This is a genomic window from Nostoc cycadae WK-1, assembly GCF_002897135.1.
In the GTDB taxonomy this organism is placed as follows: domain Bacteria; phylum Cyanobacteriota; class Cyanobacteriia; order Cyanobacteriales; family Nostocaceae; genus Nostoc_B.
In genome coordinates, this window is record NZ_DF978427.1 from 14457 (window position 1) to 37170 (window position 22714).

At 39.2% G+C, this 22714-nt stretch carries 21 protein-coding genes; 6 read left to right on the plus strand and 15 right to left on the minus strand.

Annotation, left to right across the window (positions count from 1 at the left end; all coding sequences use genetic code 11):
* Positions 1–189 precede the first annotated feature (189 nt).
* From NCWK1_RS11210 to NCWK1_RS11220, 3 genes are all read right to left on the minus strand, one after another.
* Positions 190–729 (minus strand): hypothetical protein, encoded by a 540-nt coding sequence (locus NCWK1_RS11210; protein WP_096577918.1) that lies wholly within the window; start codon positions 727–729, stop codon positions 190–192.
* Between the two features lie 295 nt (positions 730–1024).
* On the minus strand, positions 1025–1807 hold the full coding sequence (locus NCWK1_RS11215) for an RDD family protein (protein ID WP_103124774.1): 783 nt from the start codon (positions 1805–1807) through the stop codon (positions 1025–1027).
* A gap of 20 nt (positions 1808–1827) precedes the next feature.
* Complete coding sequence (locus NCWK1_RS11220; RefSeq protein WP_103124775.1) at positions 1828–2682, minus strand: DUF975 domain-containing protein; 855 nt, start codon at positions 2680–2682, stop codon at positions 1828–1830.
* 348 nt (positions 2683–3030) lie between these two features.
* On the opposite strand from NCWK1_RS11220, the gene NCWK1_RS11225 reads away from it, so the two are divergent.
* Positions 3031–3984: a stage II sporulation protein M gene (locus NCWK1_RS11225; RefSeq protein WP_103124776.1), complete on the plus strand. Its 954-nt coding sequence runs from the start codon at positions 3031–3033 to the stop codon at positions 3982–3984.
* Between the two features lie 81 nt (positions 3985–4065).
* On the opposite strand, the gene NCWK1_RS11230 is transcribed toward NCWK1_RS11225, so the two are convergent.
* The 3 genes from NCWK1_RS11230 to NCWK1_RS11240 all read right to left on the minus strand — a co-directional run bounded on the left by NCWK1_RS11230 (position 4066) and on the right by NCWK1_RS11240 (position 6517).
* Positions 4066–4755, minus strand: a complete 690-nt coding sequence (locus tag NCWK1_RS11230) for an SDR family NAD(P)-dependent oxidoreductase (RefSeq protein ID WP_103124777.1) — start codon at positions 4753–4755, stop codon at positions 4066–4068.
* Between the two features lie 81 nt (positions 4756–4836).
* Positions 4837–5625: a class I SAM-dependent methyltransferase gene (locus tag NCWK1_RS11235; RefSeq protein ID WP_103124778.1), complete on the minus strand. Its 789-nt coding sequence runs from the start codon at positions 5623–5625 to the stop codon at positions 4837–4839.
* A 61-nt stretch (positions 5626–5686) separates the two neighbouring features.
* Positions 5687–6517, minus strand: coding sequence for a dienelactone hydrolase family protein (locus tag NCWK1_RS11240; protein WP_103124779.1), 831 nt, complete (start codon positions 6515–6517; stop codon positions 5687–5689).
* 295 nt (positions 6518–6812) lie between these two features.
* Here NCWK1_RS11240 and NCWK1_RS11245 point away from each other — a divergent pair, with 295 nt between their 5' ends.
* Positions 6813–7496 carry a glutathione S-transferase family protein gene (locus NCWK1_RS11245; RefSeq protein WP_103124780.1) on the plus strand — a complete coding sequence of 228 codons (684 nt, stop codon included), beginning with the start codon at positions 6813–6815 and terminating at the stop codon, positions 7494–7496.
* 209 nt (positions 7497–7705) lie between these two features.
* On the opposite strand, the gene NCWK1_RS11250 is transcribed toward NCWK1_RS11245, so the two are convergent.
* Positions 7706–8926: a glutathione S-transferase family protein gene (locus NCWK1_RS11250; protein WP_103124781.1), complete on the minus strand. Its 1221-nt coding sequence runs from the start codon at positions 8924–8926 to the stop codon at positions 7706–7708.
* 34 nt (positions 8927–8960) lie between these two features.
* The gene (locus tag NCWK1_RS11255) at positions 8961–9710 is read right to left on the minus strand and encodes an SDR family NAD(P)-dependent oxidoreductase (protein ID WP_103124782.1); all 750 of its coding nucleotides are present in this window, start codon (positions 9708–9710) and stop codon (positions 8961–8963) included.
* Positions 9711–10163: 453 nt separating this feature from the next.
* Between NCWK1_RS11255 and NCWK1_RS11260 the strand changes: the two genes are divergently transcribed.
* Positions 10164–10607, plus strand: a complete 444-nt coding sequence (locus NCWK1_RS11260) for a GNAT family N-acetyltransferase (protein ID WP_096577942.1) — start codon at positions 10164–10166, stop codon at positions 10605–10607.
* Between the two features lie 223 nt (positions 10608–10830).
* Here NCWK1_RS11260 and NCWK1_RS11265 read toward each other — a convergent pair whose 3' ends face one another.
* The 6 genes from NCWK1_RS11265 to NCWK1_RS11290 all read right to left on the minus strand — a co-directional run bounded on the left by NCWK1_RS11265 (position 10831) and on the right by NCWK1_RS11290 (position 15812).
* The gene (locus NCWK1_RS11265; RefSeq protein WP_103124783.1) at positions 10831–12150 is read right to left on the minus strand and encodes a DUF58 domain-containing protein; all 1320 of its coding nucleotides are present in this window, start codon (positions 12148–12150) and stop codon (positions 10831–10833) included.
* Positions 12062–12436 carry a four helix bundle protein gene (locus tag NCWK1_RS11270; protein ID WP_222838784.1) on the minus strand — a complete coding sequence of 125 codons (375 nt, stop codon included), beginning with the start codon at positions 12434–12436 and terminating at the stop codon, positions 12062–12064. The genes NCWK1_RS11265 and NCWK1_RS11270 overlap by 89 nt, the downstream gene beginning before the upstream one ends.
* Before the next feature lie 145 nt (positions 12437–12581).
* Positions 12582–13532: an AAA family ATPase gene (locus NCWK1_RS11275; RefSeq protein ID WP_103124958.1), complete on the minus strand. Its 951-nt coding sequence runs from the start codon at positions 13530–13532 to the stop codon at positions 12582–12584.
* A gap of 71 nt (positions 13533–13603) precedes the next feature.
* The gene (locus NCWK1_RS11280) at positions 13604–14692 is read right to left on the minus strand and encodes a DUF4350 domain-containing protein (protein WP_103124784.1); all 1089 of its coding nucleotides are present in this window, start codon (positions 14690–14692) and stop codon (positions 13604–13606) included.
* Positions 14689–15321: a DUF4129 domain-containing protein gene (locus NCWK1_RS11285; RefSeq protein WP_103124785.1), complete on the minus strand. Its 633-nt coding sequence runs from the start codon at positions 15319–15321 to the stop codon at positions 14689–14691. Before NCWK1_RS11285 ends, NCWK1_RS11280 begins: the two co-directional genes overlap by 4 nt.
* 8 nt (positions 15322–15329) lie before the next feature.
* Positions 15330–15812 (minus strand): DUF2243 domain-containing protein, encoded by a 483-nt coding sequence (locus NCWK1_RS11290; RefSeq protein WP_103124786.1) that lies wholly within the window; start codon positions 15810–15812, stop codon positions 15330–15332.
* Positions 15813–16078: 266 nt separating this feature from the next.
* On the opposite strand from NCWK1_RS11290, the gene NCWK1_RS11295 reads away from it, so the two are divergent.
* From NCWK1_RS11295 to NCWK1_RS11305, 3 genes are all read left to right on the plus strand, one after another.
* A complete protein-coding gene (locus NCWK1_RS11295; RefSeq protein WP_103124787.1) occupies positions 16079–17578 on the plus strand; it encodes a bifunctional metallophosphatase/5'-nucleotidase in 1500 nt (499 codons plus the stop codon).
* A gap of 310 nt (positions 17579–17888) precedes the next feature.
* A complete protein-coding gene (locus NCWK1_RS11300) occupies positions 17889–18458 on the plus strand; it encodes a LemA family protein (protein ID WP_103124788.1) in 570 nt (189 codons plus the stop codon).
* 144 nt (positions 18459–18602) lie between these two features.
* A complete protein-coding gene (locus NCWK1_RS11305) occupies positions 18603–20177 on the plus strand; it encodes a DUF3137 domain-containing protein (protein WP_245894883.1) in 1575 nt (524 codons plus the stop codon).
* Between the two features lie 33 nt (positions 20178–20210).
* Here the strand turns inward: NCWK1_RS11305 and NCWK1_RS11310 are convergent, their stop codons facing one another.
* Positions 20211–22418, minus strand: a complete 2208-nt coding sequence (locus tag NCWK1_RS11310; RefSeq protein WP_103124789.1) for a tetratricopeptide repeat protein — start codon at positions 22416–22418, stop codon at positions 20211–20213.
* Positions 22419–22714 lie beyond the last annotated feature (296 nt).

Consider the following 22714-nt stretch of genomic DNA (forward strand, 5'->3'; position numbering starts at 1 on the left):
AAAACAATAATCGTAGCGATACATTAGAACCTTTATCTAATCAAACTTTGAGTCTTTCTTTTCTAATAGAAACCAAAAATTCTAGCTAAAAGCTGAAAAGTAAAGCTCCGAAATGCTTGCAATGATAGGCTTTTCCCAGTTTGACATAAGAGGGATAGTCTCTCCAATAGATCCGTTTTAGATACTGTTTTACTTTGCTTCTACCAAAACGCATTTATAACCAGTGGTTTGTTTAACCGCTTTTTTGAAACCTTCAAAATCTGTATTCAGTCGCTCAAAATCAGAATACTTGATATTTTGTACATAGACGCAGCTTTTATCTGCCCAAAGTTCGTATCCAGTAGGGCCGCGTCCCAAAAATAGCTTTCCCTCATTCGGGTTGGCTTCTGCCACAGGAATAGGTGCAGGATGCTTATAAGTAACAGCACTCCAAACCACCCAACTGATCGCCCCACCAATTAACACCAATACAATTAATCCTGCGTTTGTATCATTGCCACTTGCAACATAAGTACCATTTGTAAATTTGAACATCTTGTTCCACCCCGTACCGACTATTTGAATGTGCATTCGGTCGGGTTTGATTTGGTTGAGTTTTTCAATGATTGGGGTGCAAATACTTGGGTCTTTGGATTGTAGGGATAAGACTAAGATTCCGAATTGCAGTTTTGTAGATACAGGCTGGGCAATCGCCTCTTCCACCTCTTGAGCGATAGTTAAAATTTCCATGAGATTCCTCGGCAGATGGCGGCAGATTGAGCGAGGGGAGCTACCCATCATCTGCCGTATTTCGGTTTTAGCTGAGGATGTCGCCGATGAGTAAGAGTGAGAGTACGGAATCAAAAAGCAAAAGTGGGACGACTGTTATTCCTCGGATTCAAGCAATGGTTTTTGTCTTTCTAAGGCTTCGGCCGCCACTGCTTCCCAGCAACCATAGGTAAATATTCCGTTTCAATCTCTAATTAGGGATTAGTTGAAGTTTAAACCAATTAGAATCTTTATCAAAGCAATTGGGGTGAAATGTCTAAAATTCTTTGTGTTGATAAGCCAAGTAAATAGCTTCTAGAAATATATCAGGAGGGACTTCTGGCAATTGCTCTAAGTTAATAATAGCTGCAACCTGTTGACTTAATTTAGAAGCAAGAGCAACTCTTGATTTGGCTGCCATTGCGCCGCGTCGCTGCAAATATTCCCGAATTATGGCAAAATCATCGGGTAGTAGTTGAGATAAATCGGCAATGCTGAGTAATTCTGTATAAAGCAACTTAGCTTGTTCAGAAATTGTGAAAGTTGCTGAGGCGATCGCTCTTTCTGCCTCAATCACAATTGTACCAGCCGCCCAATCACCCAGACGCTTTTCCCGGTGACTAAACATAATTAAAAAAGATCCCAGAAATAAAAATTCGTCTAAAGGGCGCAATAAGGCACGTAAAGTTGCTTGGGCTAACCCAACAGGTCTACCATCATCTCGCACAACGCGAATTTTAGCAAAGCGTTTTCCTGGGGTTTGTCCTTGCCAAATAGTTTCAAAAAATACAAAATAACCAACGTAAATTCCGAACAGAAGTAAAAAAGTAATGGCGATTAACCAAAGTCCCACTTGTGAACCAATAGTATCTTGATCCTGCAAAATATCGGCTAACTGACCAGATATAGAAATCCAGGTATAGATACACACTAATAAAATTACAGCCAATACGAAATAGTCAATTAGTAAAGCCCAAGCACGGTTTCCTATACCAGCGAGGGTAAATTCTAGTTCGACACTTTCGGGTGTGCGGAATTTAACGCGGTTAAAAAACTGCATAATAATATTTGTACTAGTCTTTAAATTTCATGGTCGCGTAACTGCAAGCCTAACCCTTCACGGCGACTGCGGAGGTCGTAATAAATCACTGCTTTGACTGTTTGCCAAAACGGTACAATTGCAGCACTGCCAGCAAAACTTAAAGCCAAAATTAACACAGAATAAACTAGAGTAAAAAATCCTAAATCTTCTCCAATCAAGGAGCCAAGAACCAACTGAACAATTCCTGAAACAATTTGAAATGCTATTTGAATTGGTATTGTAATCAAAAAAGCCACAAAGGAAATAAACATAATCCGCCAAACATAACCTTGGGTTAACTCCCAACTGCGGCTAATGGTTGATGTCGCATCAATATTCTCTTCGATAGCTAAGGGTACATCCACTAAATAAAACCGCGTTAACAGCCATAAAACTCCGATAAAAGCTGCAATACCTACAACAACAGCGATCGCAATCAATAAAACAATACTAGCAGGATTTCCCTGTTGACCAACTCCCCCAACCAAGGCTGCTGATAAAACACCAAACAACGCAAATAAAATCACCATCCCAACAACAACACCTATACCTACCAGAAACATTAACAGCATCATCAGCAAAAATTGCCACTTCCGAGAATTGACAAAGCGCTCACCTGATGAGATAGTTTCAGGCTGATTAACTAATTCACCAAAAGCCAAACGCGAAATCAGCGAGATTAGAGCGTAACACTTTGCCCATCCATATACAGGTATGAATAACCATATATATGCTCTCAATGCCAGTAAAAAATAATCCTTAAGATGAGAACGATACAAGCGGATTCCTGCGCTGACAACATTCCCCACGCTGAGTGGTTGTATGGGTGTGGGAGAACCAAGGTTTCCAGACATGATGCCAAATTTCCCTGAAAGTACAGTTGTGAATTTGTGGCTATCTTAAGGTAGGTTAGAGCAATTCGTAATTCGTAATTCGTAATTCGTAATTAAGAAATGTAGAATTTATCGATGTTTCAGGCTGCGTTGGTGACTAAATTTTAGAAAATGAATCTTAATTGCTAACCTAAAATCTAACAATCCTAAATGATTTAACGCCCTGTGCAACTTTTGCTCAAACTTAACCCCCAACCCTTTCCCTACTAGGAAGGGGAGCAAGAGTCAAAGCCTCTCTCCTCCCAGGGGAGAGGTTTGGAGAGGGGGGTTGTTGCACATCACGTTATTTACAAATTACTCCCCTACTTTATGAACATTCAACGTTGGATTGCCCGCAGAGAACCAAATTGGCAGCGTTTAGATACCTTATTAAAGCAAGTAGAAAAAAAGGGGCTGAAATCAGTCCGCGCCCAGGAAATTAGAGAATTAGCCAGTTTATATCGTTCTGTTGCAGCTGATTTAGCCCGCGCCCGCACACAACAAATTGGTCAAACTTTAATTCAAAGTTTGCAAAATTTAACAACTCGTGGTTACACGCAGATTTACCAAGGTTCTCGGCGACAAGAATGGCGGGCGGCGCTGGAATTTTACCGTTGGGGATTACCATCTGTGGTGCAGCAAACATTTGTCTACATTGCTACAGCTACAGCTTTGTTTTTGCTAGGGGCATTAGTTAGTTGGTGGTATGCTTGGCAAGACCCAACATTTATGTCTCTTGTAGTACCACAACACTTAATTTCTCAGGTACGGGATGAGCATAAATTATGGATGGGATCGATTGTGGGAGTTGAACCGTTAGCATCCAGCAGCATCATGATTAATAATCTTTCGGTGTCTTTTGGTGCGGTTGCTGGTGGAATCTCTGCGGGAGCATACACAACTTATTTAATGGTATTCAATGGTTTATTAATTGGTGCGGTTGGTACTTTAGTCGGTCAAAATAATTTAGCTTATCCTTTTTGGGCTTTTGTTTTTCCCCACGGTGCTTTAGAATTACCTGCAATATTTTTTGCTGGTGGTGCAGGTTTATTATTAGCCAGAGCAATTTTATTTCCTGGTAAATATCGCCGTGGTGATGCGTTAAAGTTCTATGGTTCCCAAGCAGCACAATTAGTTTTTGGGATTGTACCTATGTTAATTATTGCTGGTACAATAGAAGGCTTTTTTTCGCCTAATCCCAATGTACCAAACCCAATTAAATATCTTGTGGGACTAGGATTATTTATATTTTTGGTGTTGTATTGTAACCGCAAAAGTCGTTAGTCAATTTCAGCCTAGGCGAATGAATTCGCGGCTATACAAACAAAGTCCGCATAAGCGGACTGGGTAAAATCAAGGATTTGATTAAAATGTTTCCACCCAAGGCCGTAATTCAATTTCCCATGTCCAAGCACTGCGGGGTTGACGGAGAATGTTGAGGTAAGTTTGGGCGATCGCATCAGGATCTAGTAAACTATCAGGTTTATCGGTGGCTTCTTGTCGTATGTCTGAACGAATCCCACCATCAATAATAAAGTGCGCTACATGTACATTCTGCGGTGCTAGTTCCCGCGCGATGCTTTGAACTAAACCCCGCAAAGCAAATTTCCCCATAGCAAACGGCGCAGAACGCGGATAACCTTTGACACTAGCCGACGCACCTGTAAAGAAAATTGCCCCTTCGCCTAATTTCAGCATCCGTTTCGCGGCGGCTTGCGCTACCAAAAAGCCACCATAAGCAGTAATTTCCAGAGATTTTGCCACTTCACTAGGGTCAAGGTCAATCAACTTACCTGTAACTCGAAAACTCGGATTATAAACTACAACAGTTGGCGCTCCTAACTTTTGTTCTACATTGTTAAATAGTTGGTTGACATCGTTTGGTTGAGAAGCATCACAGGCAAAACTAACTGCGCCAATCTCTTGAGACAATGTACTCAGCTTATCAATGCGTCGTGCGGCTAAAGCAACGCTCATCCCTTCAGCAGCGAACAGACGCGCTAGGGATGCACTAAGTCCATTACCAGCACCAACAATTAATGCAGTGGTTGTCATTGAGTTTATTTCTCCCAATTCAGATTGCAAATTTAATTTACTAGTTTTTATCTTGCTAATTCAGCTAATTTCGATATGGTTTCAGAGTGTTCTGTAAGCCCAGATTTCAAACTTTGCTGGAGAAGATATAATTTTATCTAGCGAACCATAATGATTGAAACAAAATTCTTTCAACTCGTTGATAGCTAAACGATATTGATCATCGGCTAATCCCCAACATAAACCGTAGGCTCGTGATTTAAAAAAAATGATTAAATCATCAATTGTGTTGCTGACTAACCATTCTTTAGCTACTAAATAATTAGCAATGTAACCTTTTTGATGTAAATATTCTTGTACATCTATTGCGTGTATTGGTTGAGAAATCGGCTTTGATTCTTCATACTTAGATAGGATGCTTCGGAAATAGCTTTCAAATTCTCTTCTGGCTGGTGGAGTAATCCATTGACAATTGAGATAAAAACCTCCTGGCTTCAGCACTCGCTCAATTTCATCTAAAAATGCTCTCCAATCAGCAACCGTGTGGAGTATATGAACAGTTAACACAACATCAAAACTGTTATCTGAAAATGGTAATTGTGACGCATCTGCTTGAATGAGGCGCAAATTTTCAGGAGTACCATTTAATTTTTGACGACACTGATTTAGCATTTCTTCAGAGACATCAATTCCTGTTACAGAATAGCCTCGTTTGACGAGAGGAATAATATTTAATCCTGTGCCGACACCAGGCTCTAAAAAAGATGTCTCAGGTGCGGCACAAACAAGTTGAAGAATAAAGTCCGCTACTTCTTCTGCTATTAATTCTGATAACCAACGTGTTTGGTCATAGATTGGTGCAATATTGTCGTAGTAGTTGGACTTTTTCATCTTTCAACCTCTCCCTTGCTTCTTTGCAAGTCTAATGATGAGTCTTTGGCTGCACAAGATATTACACGCCATGTTGCTTAAACCATGCTTGGAGTTTTTGCCAGCCTTCTTTAGCTTCTTGCTCGCGGTAAAATGGGCGATAATCTGCAAAAAAGGCGTGGGGTGCATCTGGGTAGACGATAATTTTCGATTTGCTGCTGCTGGATTTGAGGCGATCACGCATTTGTTCTACTGTATCTACCGGTATGCCTGTATCTTTACCGCCGTAGAGTCCCAAGACAGGCACTTTTAATGTGGAAGCAATATCAACGGGATGTTTGGGTGTGAGTTCACTAGCATTACCCACAAGTCTGCCATACCACGCTACACCTGCTTTGACTTGGGGATTATGTGCAGCATATAGCCATGTGATCCTACCACCCCAGCAAAAGCCTGTAATTCCGATTCTTTTGGTATTTCCCTTGGCTGATTTTACTGCCCAGTTGACTGTTGCATCTAGGTCGGATAGTACTTGTGCATCGGGGACTTTCGCTACTACCTGACGGATTTCGTCTATGTTGCTTAATTTTGACACATCACCTTGACGCACAAATAATTCTGGTGCGATCGCTAAATACCCCAATTTGGCAAAGCGACGACAAACATCTTGAATATGCTCATGCACACCAAAAATTTCTTGAATTACCAAAACCACGGGAAAATTGCTTCCAGTCGCAGGTACGGCTCTATAAGCTGGGATTTCACCATCTTTAACCGGAATTTTCACCGCACCCGCAGTTAAGCCCTTGCTATCGGTGGTAATTACTTTAGCAAATACAGGCTGTACCGCTAAAACAAAGCCTGTCGTCAGAGTGGCTGTGGTGATAAATTGGCGACGTGATATTTCTTTCATCATCTTTATATCTGGTTTTGGTCTGATGTTTTGTGGTGTAAAGTGACCTAACAGACTGGTGATAGTTAGATTTACTAACAATCATTATTACTAAGTATTACATATCTAGCAGTTCTATTTAATAAAAGAGGCAAGGAAGACATGTTGAGAGCAATGTTGTGTTTTCCCAAAGGATATGTAATACTCTTGATATTCTACGGTAATTCTATAGATTTATCGTACTTTAAGTTTGAGTAAACTTCTGTTTGCTTGAACTTTAAGGTGCAATTTAAACTGCCATACAAGGAAAAATTTCATGAGTAACTTACAACTTTACTTCGCTAAAGCCTCTACCTTTTCTCAAAGAACCCGCGTGGTTTTGCTAGAAAAGAAAATTGACTTTACGCCAATTGAAATTGACTTACAGAACAAACCATCAGATTTTACGCAGGTTTCGCGCTATGGTAAGGTTCCCGCAATCAAGCATGGGGATGTAGAAATTTATGAATCTGCGGTGATTAATGAATATCTAGAAGAAGTCTTTCCAGAGCCAGCTTTGTTACCTCATGATCCTACGACAAAAGCGATCGCGCGGATTTGGATTGATTACGCCAATACCCGCCTTGTTCCTGCGTTTAACAAGTTCTTGCGTGGTAAAGATGCTCAAGAACAAGAACAAGGGCGAAAAGAATTTGTCGAAGCGCTTTTGTATATTGAGCAAGAAGGATTAGGTAAGTTTTCTGGTAATGGCCCTTACTGGTTTGGCGAACAGTTTAGTTTAGTTGATATCAGCTTCTATCCTTGGTTTGAGCGTTTACCTGTCCTCGAACACTTCCGTAAGTTTACATTACCAACAGAAACACCCCGCTTGCTGCAATGGTGGAATGCAGTAGAAAGTCGTGAGTCTATTCAAGCAGTAGCAAATCCTGTGAATTTCTATTTAGAAAGATTTGCCAAAGTGCTTGGCGAACCGAATGGTGTTGCAGTTGCTCAAAAATAGTAGGACTTACGCATAAAAACGAAAAATCAAGAGTTGGGGAGAGGGTGTAGGGGTTTATGTATCTAAAACCCTTACACCCAGTCTCCACAGAAAATCTTTATGCGTAAGTCCTATCTATATTTCTTTACTCTAGGGTTTCAAATTTGCGGTTACGGTTATTTGGGAAGTAGTAATTACTACTTCCCAATTTTATGAAATTAATTATGAGCTTAATACAAAGAAGCCAAAACCTGATCAACGGCGGCGCGGAATGTGGTGGCTGCACCAGCACTCATATCACGCGGCGCACAGACGCGATTTCTAACGTAGGCAAGAGCGATCGCGCCAACTGCTGATATTGTTGTTTCTATACTATTTTGGCCACCAGTGCGACCTCCTGGTAAGGGTGCGCTATCACCATGAATCAGGTATTCTGCCAGCAGTCTTAAATGCAAATCCACAGCTTCTTTAATTGTGGTAATATCACCGTCTACAGCCAATGCTTGCACACCGGAATTTTTGATAATATCTGCGATCGCAACTTCATGGTTATCGCTGAGTCTTTCTGCGGCTTCGGCGCGATATTGAATAGCATTACTATCTGCTGTATTTAAAGGTAAGGCGTTTCCTGTTGGTTCAATACCAAATCTCCGCCGCAGCAGTAAATTATTAGTGGTGTCGTCTGATCTCACCCGCTGATAAGCAGGACGTTCATTCAACGCTGCAAACCAAGCATTAATCCGTGGAAAACGAGGATTTCCTTTGATTTGATAGCCCCGATACACAGGTAAATTCGCCGCCAGTCTATCTAGATGGGGGCTATACATAATATCAACTAAGCTAAAGGTTGATAAAAAATAGGGGCCTGGATATTTGCCCAAAGTTTGCTCCAACTCGTCTAGACTGGCTTCAAAGGTAGTTTGCAAGTTAGCTAACTCATCCGCATCGGTCGGAGTTTCCCGCAAGAACTTATAAGCAAGATTGCGAAAACCATTAGTCTCTGCATCTTCCACCCACTGTCTAGCTACAGCGTTTTCTTCTGGGTCTTCAGGAAGTAGTGACGGACTAGGAAATCTGGCTTCTAAAGCTAAGAGAATATCCTTAGATTCGTAGACTAACTCACCTTCGATTTTGGCTGCTGGGACAAGGGTTGTGGGAACTAAATCGGTATACCATTTGGGTTTATTGCTTAAGTCAATAAACTCTGTTTCAAAGGGAATTTGTTTTTCTTCTAAAGCAAACCACACTCTTTCACAAAAAGGACACCAAGAGTTTGTATCGCGGTAAAGCAATACGGGTGGTGTGGTGTCTGGTGGTAGTTTATGCAGACTGCTAGGAATAGGTGCAGTAGATGGAGACTGGCCTGGTCGTCGTACCCGCCGCGCTGGGGTGTGTTTTTGAGCAATTTCTGATAACTGTTCCCAGGTAGATGCTGTAGTTGGAGTGGTCATATTTTTGTAATTTCCAATAATGTTGCGGAATTTGTTACCATCCCTGTTGTGTGGGACGGATGAGAATTTCGTTCACATTCACCCGTGGCGGTTGAGTTACTGCATAAACAATAGCTGCGGCTATATCTTCGCTTTCTAGTGGGGTGACTGTTTTACGTCGTTCTTCGCTGCGTTGTTTGGCGATGGGGTCGTCAATCAAGTCGTTGATTTCTGTATCAACCAAACCGGGTTCGATGATAGTGACGCGGATGTTATGTTGGTAAACTTCTTGACGTAGTGCTTCCGAAAAACCATTGATACCCCATTTTGTGGCGTTGTAGATTCCAATCCCGGCTCTAGCTGTACGACCCGCTACTGAAGAGATGTTAACGATATGTCCAGAATTTTGTGCTTTCAAAATTGGCAAAACGGAGTGTGTCGCATACATCACGCCTAAAACGTTGATATCAATCATCCGTCGCCAATTTGCTGTGTTACCGCCGTCAATCTCGCCAATGACAGCAATTCCCGCATTGTTGACTAAGATATCAACTCTTCCCCAGGCGGCGATCGCTTTATCTACCAAATTTTTGACTTGGGCTTCATCGGTAACATCTGTGACTATCGGTAATACTTTACCGCCATTCTCCGTAATCTTTTGCGCTACCGTATCTAGTCGGTCAGAACGCCTTGCTGCAATCACTACTTGCGCTCCTTCTGCGGCTAAGGCGATCGCAGTTGCTTCACCTATCCCCGCAGAAGCTCCAGTAATAATTGCTACTTTTCCTTCTAATTTACCTGTCATATATTTATCCCAATTAACAGTTCACGGCTACATTGCTCATCAATAAATTGCTGTTTTGCCTTGCTAATAGCTTGATTTTTAGAACAGTTTGTGAGAGATTATTTAAATAATATACGGTTTGTATATCGATTTAAAGTACTTTATAAAAAATAAATTCTCAAAGAGATTTTTTATAAATAGATAAGCTGTATTTATTAAATGTTTTATCGGATTTTGATAAAACTCATCTACCAAAAAGCTGACTTCATAGTTGCTGGCTAATTTTTGCGATTCAACAAGAATTAAGATGCTATAGCAAAATCCGTATACTGCCTCATCTACGGTTTATGAAATGCTAGTACAATATGTCTCTATATCTGGGTTTAATTTGCGATTGCTCAGTATTTATTGGATTAGTTGCAACGCTTGAACAGTCTATAGATGTAAACTACATTGAAGTGATGAGGATACTCAATGGAAGTTTTCTTAGCTAATATTAATCATCTTGAAAGTGTTTCAGTAATATTTAATCAGTATCGTATTTTTTACAATCAGGCATCAAACATTGAAGCTGCTAAAGAGTTTCTCGAAGAACGTTTCAAGAATAAGGACTCGGTAGTTTTTGCAGCTAATGATAATGGGGAATTAGTTGGATTTACTCAGCTTTATCCTAGCTTTTCTTCAGTGTCGATGAAACGAGTATGGATATTGAACGATTTGTATGTAAAAGAGTCATATCGCCGCAAGGGAGTTGCAAATTTATTGATGAGTGCTGCGGAAGAATACGCAAAAGAAAGTGGCGCAGTTAGAGTAATTTTAGCCACTCAAATTTCTAACATAGCCGCGCAAAAACTCTATGAAGTGCGAGATTACATTAAGAATGAAGAGTTTTACCATTACACTTTGCGGTTGCAGTAGTGGCATAATACTCGATGCTGGATGTCCCTAAACAACAATAAAACATGCTGAAACCTTAGAGGATGTTTGAAAAGTATTATTGTTAATATCCAAATCTGAAAAACCTAACCCCTTGAGCCTCCCCTTCCCTACGAGGGAATGGGGGTTTCAAAGCCTCTCTCCGCTTCGGGGAGAGGTTTGGAGAGGGGTTTTTAGTATCTTTCATGACTTTCCAAACATCTTCTTACAGCTGATTTCTGGCTTTAAGTTGCAGATATCTTTCAACCAACTGGTCAGTAATTTGATTTGCTGGCGCATCGAGTACCAAAACACCCTTTTGTTTTAATTGGGCAAAGGCTACTTGGCGTTGTGCTAATAAATCTAAAGCAACAGCACGACTGTAAGCTGCTGTAACTTCTTGAGTAAATGTGTGCGCTAGATGATCAACTTGGGGATCTCGTAAAGTGACGCAGAAGGGTAGATACCTTGGTGCTAACCGGGAAAGTGCAGCTAATAATTCTGTAGAGGCGGTGACATCAACTAAATCGGTGATGACAACTACTAAGGCGCGGCGAGTTTGCCTTTGCACTACATTGGTAACAGCCCCTAAATAATCAGATTCGAGTAAAACTGGTTGAATTGGCGTGAGATAATCAATTAGCTTACCGAGATGAGATTGTCCGCGTTCTGGTGATACCCATGTGTGCATTTGGCGGTCAAATACACCCACCCCGACGCGATCGCCCCGATGTAATCCGGCTAAGGCTAATGATAAAGTAGCATTTAAACCCCAATCAAATCGCTGTAAGCCTTTGACTTGTGCTGTCATCAGCCGACCACGATCTAATAAGATAATCAAGGTTTGTTCTTGTTCTGGTTCTAATACCCTGACCAAAGGCGGTGTATTCCCAGTAGTTCTCCTGGCGGTGGCTTTCCAATCAATAAAGCGTAAATCATCACCAGTGTGATAGTTCCGCAGTTCCGCAAATTCTGTACCGATACCCATCCGGCGAGATTGGCGTATGGAACCTGATGATTGTAATGTGAGGCGAATAGAGAGCGATCGCAACCCAATTAAATCAGGATAAACTTTGACTGCAACATTTTGCGGTATTTGCCAATTATGCCAAGCTAACCCCCAAATTCCCAACTGTCGCACTTGAATATTTCCCCAAGGAAATTCGCCGCGTTGTTTGGGGTGGACAGTGTAAGTTAATTCTTGGGTAGTGTTAGCGGGAATAGTGGCGGTGAGTGTTGGGGTAGATACGCCAAATTCTGGGGGATAGTAATCACGAATTTGAATAATTCCGTCAGTGTTTGCGGCTGTTACCGTCAACATTACCGGATTATCTCGCCCAATTGATAAGCGTTGCGGTAAGTCGCGCTTGATTTGCACTCGTAATGGACGGACTCGCAACCCATCCACAATCATCAATATCAGAATAATGGCATCAAATAATAAAGTGATGGCGATACTAACGGGAATGGATAGGAATAAGGATAGAATGGGTGCGATCGCAATTCCTAATCCTAATAAAAAATAAACTCTTCTTGCAGGAACCATTGATTGAAGTATGAAGTGTGAAATTAAGTAAGTCTATTTTTTTTACTTTAACAATGATAGTTGTGATGACAGCAATTATTTCTTCAGTTTCGTTTAGTAGGGGTAGTAAACGTTGAGATGGAACCATTTCTGATTTGTTTAAAATCCGTAGCCAATATAAACTTTTCCTAGCTTCTTTTTGAGCAATACTGTATTTATGAATAAAATCCGCTTTACTTTCTCCTGATTTTGCTTCTTCCAAGTTAGCTCCTGTTGAAGTTGCTGCTCTAAGATATTGTTTACCAATAAACCAGCCTGCTTAATCTTTACCCTCTTGCAAAAATTGATATAACTTAATTGCTCGTAACGCATATTCAAATGACCGTTCTCGAATATCCCAAGAAAATTGTTTTTCCTCTTTCATAACTTTTTCCTATTTCACACTTCATACTTCATCTTGGTACTTGAACTTGATTGATTACCGACGCAATAATCGCATCAATTTGTAAACCGTCTAGCATGGCTTCTGGTTTAAGAAGCAAACGATGACGTAACAAAGGCGAAGCTACAGCTTTAACATCATCTGGTGTGACAAAATCGCGTCCGGCTAACCATGCGGCGGCTTGCGATGTTTGCAACCAAGCACCAGCAGCACGGGGTGACGCACCTAACGCTAAATCAGGAAATTGACGCGAAGCTCTCACTAAAGCTAAGAGATAATCGATAATCTTTTCTGAGACTTGCACTTGTTTCACTTCTTTTCGTGCTTCTAAAATATCAGCTACGGTTGCTACTGGTTTTAAACTAGAAATATCTATACGTCTTGCTGCAAAACCAGCTTGACGATTGAGTAACATTTGTTTTTCTGCGGCTTGGTCAGGATAATCTACTAATAGTTTGAATAAGAACCTATCTAACTGCGCTTCTGGTAAAGGATAAGTCCCTTCAAATTCCAAGGGGTTTTGTGTCGCAATTACCCAAAATAAATCCGGTAAAGGTAAACTTTCACCATCTAAAGTAACTTGCATTTCTTCCATTGCTTCTAACAGCGCTGCTTGAGTTTTGGGCGGAGTGCGGTTAATTTCATCTGCTAGTAAGACTTCTGTAAAAACTGGACCTTTCTTTAAGGTGAAATTGCGACCATTTAAATCAAAAATGTTTGTTCCTGTAATGTCGGAAGGTAAGACATCTGGTGTAAGTTGAATGCGGCGAAATTCTCCTTGAATTAATTGCGCTAATACTTTGACTAAAAGTGTTTTACCTGTTCCGGGTACACCTTCTAAAATTACGTGTCCACCTGCTAATAACGCCACTAGCAACTGCTTTATGAGGCTAGATTGTCCGACGATGATTTGATTAAGGTTTTGGTCAAGTTCAATAAATACAGAATGATTTTGGCTCATAATTTTTATGAATAAAATGCTCAAGCATAAACATACAGCCGCTGCTGTCAAAGTTAGCGCAAAATAGGAAATTACTTGGGTATTTCCTTCAGGGTTCGCCATTTCGCCAACCAGCTTAACAGTTCTCGTTCACTTATGTGCTGTTTTTGGGTAGATAATTTTAATACTGCGTCGAGTTCTGCTGTATTTGCACCTGTTTTTTCTTGCCAAACTTGCAGTAGTGTTTGGTGTTCTAGTAATGTTGTGCCTAATCCTAAAGATTTTTGTAGTTGTATTTGTTCTTCTTTACCTACCATGTCTACAACAAAATCGGTAGATTCGGCTTTTTCTAATACTCCTGCTAGTGCTTGGATATATGCTTGGCTGTTATCTATAACTGGAGTTTCTAAGGCTATTGGTTTACCAAAGCGTTGATTTTTCGCCCAAATTAAAACTAATAGTAAAATTCCTACTTGAACTAGTGCAGGGAATAGTGGTGTTTTGGCAAAATAGCTGAATAAGTCGCCTTCACCTTCACTCTGCTTGACATCTGAATCTTTATAACCATGAATATATTCATCTACAAATAATTTGTTGCCTTTTTGGTTGACTAAGCTGGCAAGATATTGAAAGTTGCTTAAATTATCTTGATAGGCATTAGCTGCTAAATAGGGAGTATTAGAAAAAATTACTTTACCTTTTTCTTTTTTTTCTTCCCAAACAACAGCACCAAAGCGATCGCCTAAAGAAATGCTTGGTTTTTCTACTTTGATATTACGTCTTTTTGTGGCAATTTTAATATCACCAAAATTTGATTTTTGCAGAGAGTGAAATTTAGCTTCTGTTACAGGTGTTTTGACACCTAAAATTACTAAATTATTGCCTTTATCTAACCATTCCTGTTCGTCAAATAACAAATAAGCTTCCCTAGGGGAACTACTCACCCTTAACATAGTGACAGGAGTTTTTTCAGGTTTAAAATTTTCTAGAGGCTTTTGCCAACGCTGAATAGTTATTCCTTGTTGCTGCATATAAGCATACCAAGCACCATAGCCATCAGCAGCCCGACTATAAGTAGAACCAGTGTAAATTTTAGTATTAGGAGCAGCGAATAAACTAAGTAAAATTATTACACCAAGTGCGATCGCTCCTATCCAAGCAATGCGGTTTGATTTTGTCATAAATTGAGTGCTGAGTTGTGTTGTTGATTAATAATTTCTTGATAGGCTTGCTGACATTGTTGATAATTTTCTGGCAAAATCTCAGCATTACCAAAGCATAATTGTTCATGGGTAGTAATCAAGGTTTCGTAAGGTTGTATTGGGGTAACAGTTGAACGTAACACCTGTAAATATTCTCCATCTGTGCGGCTAAATTTGTGAGGAACCAGCTTAATATCATGCAAGTGTTGTAAAATTGCCAAGTAAAGACAACGACAAGCTTCACGGTAATTACCCTGACGGTAAAATTCTTGCGATCGCTCTAGCAACAGTGCTACAGATAAATCATTGACGCGATTTCTCGCCGCAGCATCCGCAGCATCTTTACCCCCAGATAACCAAGAATATATATATGGACTGAATTCTTGCCATAAGCGCCAAGCTACGAAAGCTAAAAATACTGCAAGTATCAACCAAAACAACAAAATTAGTAAATTACTCAGCCAAGGACTAATTTTCCAGTCTGGCGACAAGTTTGGTACAGAATTTTGAAAGCGGTCAAATTGGTATTCTATCCATTCGCCGATTTGTTGCTGAAATTGAGATACTTCCCAACTCCAGCTAGTTTTTTCAAAGGTATCAGTAGACATAAAGAAAGTTAGTAACTTTTTTTGCTCTTTTGTAGCATTATCCAGCCAACAAACACAAGCAACGCACCAAATACGATAAATCCCAAATCCCAAGCTAACTGATTTGTTCCTGGCTTCACATGATGGATACCGAGAATTTGGTGGTCAATTATGCCTTCAACTACATCAAATAATCCTGCTCCGATGAGTATAGACCCAAAAAAGGTTGATGATGACCAATCAACATCATCACGACCGCCAGCACGCCACAAAAGGATGATTCCTGTCACGGTTAATCCAAAGTCTAAGGCATGAAATAAGCCATCCCAGACCATATTTAAATCTATATTAGATTCGTTGGTTAAGGGTTTAATAGTACTGACCATGTGATGCCATTGCAAGATTTGGTGCAGTAAAATTCCGTCAATAAAGCCACTTAAACCCAATCCTAAAATAATTCCCGCGACAATCAGCGGTCTTGGTTGATGCACAATTTCACTTTTAGTCACAATTATTAACCTAAGATAGAAGTTGCGTTATTACAATAAGTTTTTATCTCAGGGATATCTTCTATCTTTTGGTATTACCTGAATTTTTAGCTTTTTTATTATTTGCAAAAAAGATTCACGACTTCTTATAGAAGTCGGGGATCTGCAACTCACTATATATTAAATAAATATTAAATATTCAAATGTATATTTGATTTTGGCAATATACGTAGTGGCATGACAAAAATAAATTTATCAATTATCTAGATAAAATCTGCTAATCAAAAAATATGAAATTTATATCACCTGGGTGCAGCGTATTTTTACAGCTATTAGCTACAGTTACTTTTGCAACTCCGGTATTTGCAGAAATTGTCAATATTAATCTATTGCAGCTGAATGACATCTACGAAATAACACCAGTGGAAGGGGGAAGTCGTGGTGGTTTGGCGCGTGTCGCTACTGTCAGAAAACAATTACGTCAAACAAACCCGCGCACCTATACTGTGTTAGCTGGAGATTTTTTCAGTCCTTCGGCTTTAGGAACAGCCAAAATTAACGGTATACCTTTAGCAGGACAGCAGATGGTAGCTGTGTTGAATGCTTTAGGTTTGGACTATGCAACTTTTGGTAATCATGAATTTGACTTACCAGAAAACTTATTTTATCAAAGATTGCAAGAATCTCGGTTTCGTTGGTTTTCTGGGAATGTGTCGGATAGTCAAGGTCAACCTTTTAAAAGTGTCCCCAGGTCGATAGTATTTAATGTGAAAGGCGATCGCGGTGCGGTGGTCAAAGTTGGGTTAATTGGTATCACTCTCGACAGTAATAAACAAAAGTACGTCAGTTACGCAGACCCCTTAACGGTAGCTAAACAGCAGGTAGCCGCGTTGAAAGGAAAAGTGGATATTTTGGTAGCTGTAACTCATTTACCCATAGAGAGCGATCGCACACTTGCAGAAACAATACCAGAAATTGACCTGATTATCGGCGGTCACGAACACGAAAATATTCAACAATGGCGGGGTCGGGATTTTACCCCAATATTTAAAGCCGATGCTAACGCACGTACAGTATATATTCATCAACTGCGCTACGACACCAAAAAGCGTAACCTGGAAATTAACTCTCGTTTAATGCCAATTACCGATAAAATTCCTGAAGAACCGAAAACAGCACAGGTAGTCAAGGAATGGCTAAACCGCGGTTATCAAGCTTTTCGCGCCAATGGTTTTGAACCAACCCAAGAAGTGGCTAAAACATCATTTCCTTTAGATGGTTTAGAATCGAGTGTTCGCAACAAATCTACCGAACTCACCAAGTTAATTGCTGAAGCAATGTTGCAAGAAGTCCCCGATGCAGATTTAGCTATATTTAATGGCGGTTCAATTCGCGTTGATGATGTAATTCCGCCAGGGTCAATTACTCAATATGATGTCATTCGCATCTTGCCTTTTGGTGGTAAAGTTGTGGCGGTAGAAATGAAGGGTGAATTATTAAAAAAAGTCCTAGAACAAGGTCAAAAAAATAAAGGTACTGGTGGTTATCTGCACACAGCAAAAGTTACTCAAGAACAAAGTTCAGGTAATTGGTTCATAAATAGTCAACCTCTTGACGCAGAAAAATTTTATAAAGTTGCTATTAGTGATTTCTTAATCAGTGGTAAAGAACAAGGATTAGATTTCTTAAATCTTCAACAACCAGATATTAAGCTAATTGCTGAAAAACGTGATATTCGTTTTGTCGTCATTGACGAATTAAAAAAACAAGCAACTAATCTAACTCGCTGACTTGAAAATCTTGCAGTTTAGAACCCTAACTAATTACAGAAGTTAGGAAACTATATTATTAGGATTGTACATACTATTTCAGTAATTATATGTAAATTAGATAAACAATACGTTTTGGGTTGCATAATTACTGAAACAGTGATAGGACTAAATCCAAAATAATTAAATCAACATATTTAATTATTTATACTGAATACACTAAGTTTTTCAGAAATTTATTACCTATAAATACTGTTATTTATTGGCATTCCTAAATACTAAAATTTAACTAGGTTGACTGAAACACTAGTGAAATATTTACCTTAACAATATGTCTATTTCACCAGCTTTAGTACTATTTACTTTCTGGCTGATAACTGCGTTTATATTTGCCAATCTTTATAATAAGTTGATTAAAAGTAAAAATCAAGTTGATTATGCCTTCTCCACCATTGATGTATTGTTGCAAAAAAGATGGGATTTGATACCTAATCTTGTAGCTGTTGCTGAAAAATATATGGAATTTGAGCAGAAAACTTTAACAGATATTGTCAAACTCAGAACTAAAGTAATTTCAGAACGTGTAAGTGAAAGTACAAGAGTGACAATAGAAGACCAAATATCTAGAAATTTAGATCATATCATCATCGCAGTTGAAGCATATCCAGAACTCAAAACCAACGAGCATTTTATCCAGTTACAGTATTCGCTGACTGAAATTGAAGAACAGATTTCAGCCGCGCGAAGGTTTTATAACAGTGCTGTCACTGAATATAACAATGTTGTGGAAATGTTTCCTACAAATTTGTTTGCATCATGGATGAACTACCAGTTAAAAGTACAATTCCAAATTTTGCCCCAAGAAAAACAAACTGTAAATTTTAGAAATCTATTTAACTAATATCTTATGCAATTTTTAATAACTATAGTGGACTGTCTAATCTAAAATGTGGCATTAAAAAACTGATTGTATCCGCAGCCTACAACAAGTCGCCACTAATTAATATTTCTTGTATAAATAGCCTCTAATCAAACCACTCCCACAATGACTCATCAAAAACTCCTCTCAGCAGAACAAGCAGCTAAATTGCTTATAACTGGAAATAAAGCACTAAAATTTCGGCATTATGGTGAAGCTATTCAAGCCTTAGAAGAATTTTATCAAGGGACTGATGCAGGATTCAAAGATTATTATCAAGCGCAGATGTGGTTGGTTAAAGCCTATAAAGGAAATGAACAATTAGAAAAAGCGATCGCACTTTGTCAACAACTTACTAATAGTGAGCAAGAAGTAACCCAAATTTGGGCAAAGCAATTTATTTCAACTTTATTACCAGCAAATTATTCTGCGATAGAATCAACTTCTCAACAGCCAGAAGAAAAAATCAATGATGGCAAAATCACCAAGAAAAGTTTAAATGAGTTTAAAATCTTTTGTCAAGAAAATTTGTTAGATGATTTAAAAGAACTGGAATCAGTTAGAAAACAAACTATTCTATCAGTCTCGTTTGTTAGTATTGTTATATTCATCATATTTTGCCTTTTAGTCAAATTATTCCCTCTCGAATATCTTATTTTTTGTTTTGTTAATCAAGTTCCGCTACCATATTTTCTAATATTTTTATTTTTACTAGGATTTTTAGGTTGTTTATGGGGATGGATTGCTTTTTATACTTCTGCTATAGAAACATACACTGAAGGATTTAAATCAAAAATTATTCAAAAGATTTTTGACTTTATTAATACTAATAAAAGTCTAAATTATTCTAGTTACGCCTCAGAAGCAGATAATGAATATACTCTATCTGCCTTTATTCATAGCCAGATTTTTCAAGCTTTATTAAAACCTAATAGAATACAGCAACAAGAATGTATTTTTGGGCAAGTTAATGAAACACCAATTTTCTTTTCGGAAATTTCTACAGAAGTAGAATTACAACATCGGTGGATAAAATATCTCACTTTTTCTCAACATTTAAAAATGTTGCGTTCCATGATGGTTCCTCCATTTGTCGTGAGAATAGTTTTTGGATTTTTACTACCCCTGTATTCTATATTATTAGTCATCAAGCTTGTTAAAAGTATTCCTTATATAATCGTGAGAATACTCCGAGGTGAACAAATTAGTTATAGACATTTTGATGAAGAAATCATGAGAAATGAGGTTTCGAGAAGAACAGTATTTAAAGGATTATTTTTTCAAGCCGACTTTAATAAAAAGATTAGTGGTAAGACGATAGTTTTGCCGAATTTATTAAATACAAATATTCATGCTTTGAATCAGAATAAAGAAAATTTAGTTAAATTAGAAGACCCAGAATTTTCGCAATATTTTACAGTTTATGGAGATGATCAAATTGAAGCCAGATATGTTTTGTCTACAAATTTAATGGCCAAGCTAGTTCAGTTTAGAAGGAAAGCTAGAAAAAATATTTATGTGTCATTTGTGCAAAATATGATTTACATAGCTGTTGAATATGCAGATGATATTTTTGAGCCTAAACTTTTTAAAAAGATGTTAAGCTTCGCTCCTATGCGAGAATATTTTGAAAATATACATCTCATGCTCGATATTGTGGAAGATTTGAATTTGAATAGACATATTTGGGGAAAAGATTAATAGCTATATAGTGGTTAAAAGGTGATAAATTTTTCACAACTTTGCCAAAATTTCTGGTAATAATTGACCGGGAACTTTTGATAAAGCTAAATTTTGTCCTTGAATGCCTAATTCGTTATGAAAGGCGCGGATTGTTTTGACAATATAAGCAAAAGTATTTTGATAAGCTTCTGGTTGTTTACTTAAACCATTTAAAGCTTGCAAATGGTGATCTAATGCAATTTCTAAGTGGTGCGATCGCGTGGGTTTATCGCCATTAAAAGAACTATCTGTTACTAACTGATAATGGGCTAATCCTAAGTTATTATGAGCCGCCAACAAATCAAAACTTAGCGGTATACCATTGAGAGAATGTGCCAAAGCAATCGCCTCTTCGTAGGCAATAATTGATAATTTGAGTAACTTTTGCTTGCGTTCTTTGGTGGTTTGCGGCAGATTCGCTAAATGCCAGTAAGCTGTAGCTAAATTATTTTGGGTGGCGGCGCAAGCACTGGGAACATTAGCGGCGGTGCGATATTTTAAAGCTTCGCAGTAAACATCAATAGCTTGCTGAAGATTGTCGGCTGGTTGTTCGTATTGTGCTAAATTCCAGTAGGCAGTGCCAATATTGTTTTGAATCATCCCATATTTGAGTGGTTCTTGGTCGGCATTGTAATGAGCCAGTGCTTGGTTATACGCGGCGATCGCTTTTTTCAGATGCACCACTGGTTGATTATATTGTCCCAAATGCCAGTACGCTGTACCTAAATTATTTTGACAAGCCGCATATTTCAGCGTATCCATCTCTACAGTCCGATGGGCTAATGCTTCTGTATAAGCTGACACTGCCTGTTGCCAATTTTCTGCGGGGTTAGAAAACCTGGCTAAATCACCAAATGCTGTTCCCAGATTATTCTGCACCCGCGCATAAGTTTCTGGGTGAGTCTGCGGTGAAATCATCTTCAAAGCTAAGTGATAAAATTCAATCCCCTGTTCAATGTAATTTTGTCCCGCCTCAACGTTGGGTGGCGTGCGGTACAACATCCAGTACAATGTGCCTAAATCATTGAGAATATCGGGTAATTGTGGTGATTGTTCATCGTAGGCGATCGCTTCTTGATAAGCCAGAATTGCTACCATCAAGTTTTCTAGAGTGGAATGTCCTTGCTCAATCCGCAAACGATATAAGTTACCCAATTGATGATAAGCTGCGGCCAAATCCTCTTTTGCCGCTTGCTTGACGTGTAATTCTTCAATAACCAACAGAATTTGTTGTGGTTGCCAATTCTCATCTTCTTCTTGAGCAATTTTGGCACTAATCGTCGCTAATACTAACTCTGTTAATTCCTGGCTAATATGGGATAACGCCGACAGTGATGGACTAGGGCTAGTAGTCTCACTAGATTTAACCAAAGATTGTGGTAATTGAGCTTCTTGCTTGGTAAATCCTGGCGGTGGCGGAGGAATTTCTAAAACACTACTAAGGCGCTTCGCTGGTGTTTCTACAGGAACCGTACCATTTTCTGCGGGAGGTGGGGTTTGGGTTGGTGCTTCAATTGTGGATTCGTTGACACTAGTCCCCTCTAAATTCCCGAAATCCAAATTTCTGGAATTAGAAACACGTTCTGGATAATTGACATTACGTTTTGCTGGCGTGGGTTCTCCCGCAAAGGTAAATATACCTGTACGCCAACGCCAAAATTGGGGTGCTGACTGCTGAATAGCTGACAACCAAGGACGCGAAATCCACAACAACACCGTAGATTCTAAAAATCCGCTAGATTCTTGGCTAGAAAAAGCTTCTTCACAGAGGCGCAGAGAATGTAAAAATAACCGTTGCACTGCTACAGGTTGCTTTGTTAGCTGTTCTACACCCACAATTTGAAATGTCGGTATTGGTAAAGATCTACCAGGGTTGTCTTTGGTTGCACCGACAATTGGTGGGGGATAATTAGCCAGCCATTGATTGATCTGGGCTACAGGGTTAGGCTCGTTTAAATTCAACCGCAAAGTCACTAATCGCGGGTAAGCTGGAGTGCTACTAATTTCCTGTCCATCTTGGGGCTGATATAAAACTTGCCCAACTGGATACGCTAACGTTGAATGCAGCCGCGCTGCTACTTGATTTCGTAACTGTAAATCGTCACATACGGCTAAAAACAGTTGTCTTCTTAAGCCCAAACTAAGGGCAAGTTTCAAACGGTGATATACTTGCCGATTCCAAGCAAAATTATCGTGGTGTGCCGGATCATTCACGCTCATGGTGGCTCAACAGCCAAGAAACAGTGTACATCACCTAAACAAGGTTTATTTTAAGTAGACCTATCTAGTTCGGGGTAATCTTCCCACAGCCTGGATCACCACGCAAGTGGCTTTTCTACTTACTATTGTTCTTAACTGAACGTTATTGAACTATGACTGCCATTGTCAAGCCGGAACGCAAAATTTTATGCCGATACATATAAATATTCTGACTTGAGAGTCTTGACATCACCAATAAAAAACAGGTTCCCCTGACAACGAAAACCTGCAACACCACAAGAAAATTAAATTTTATT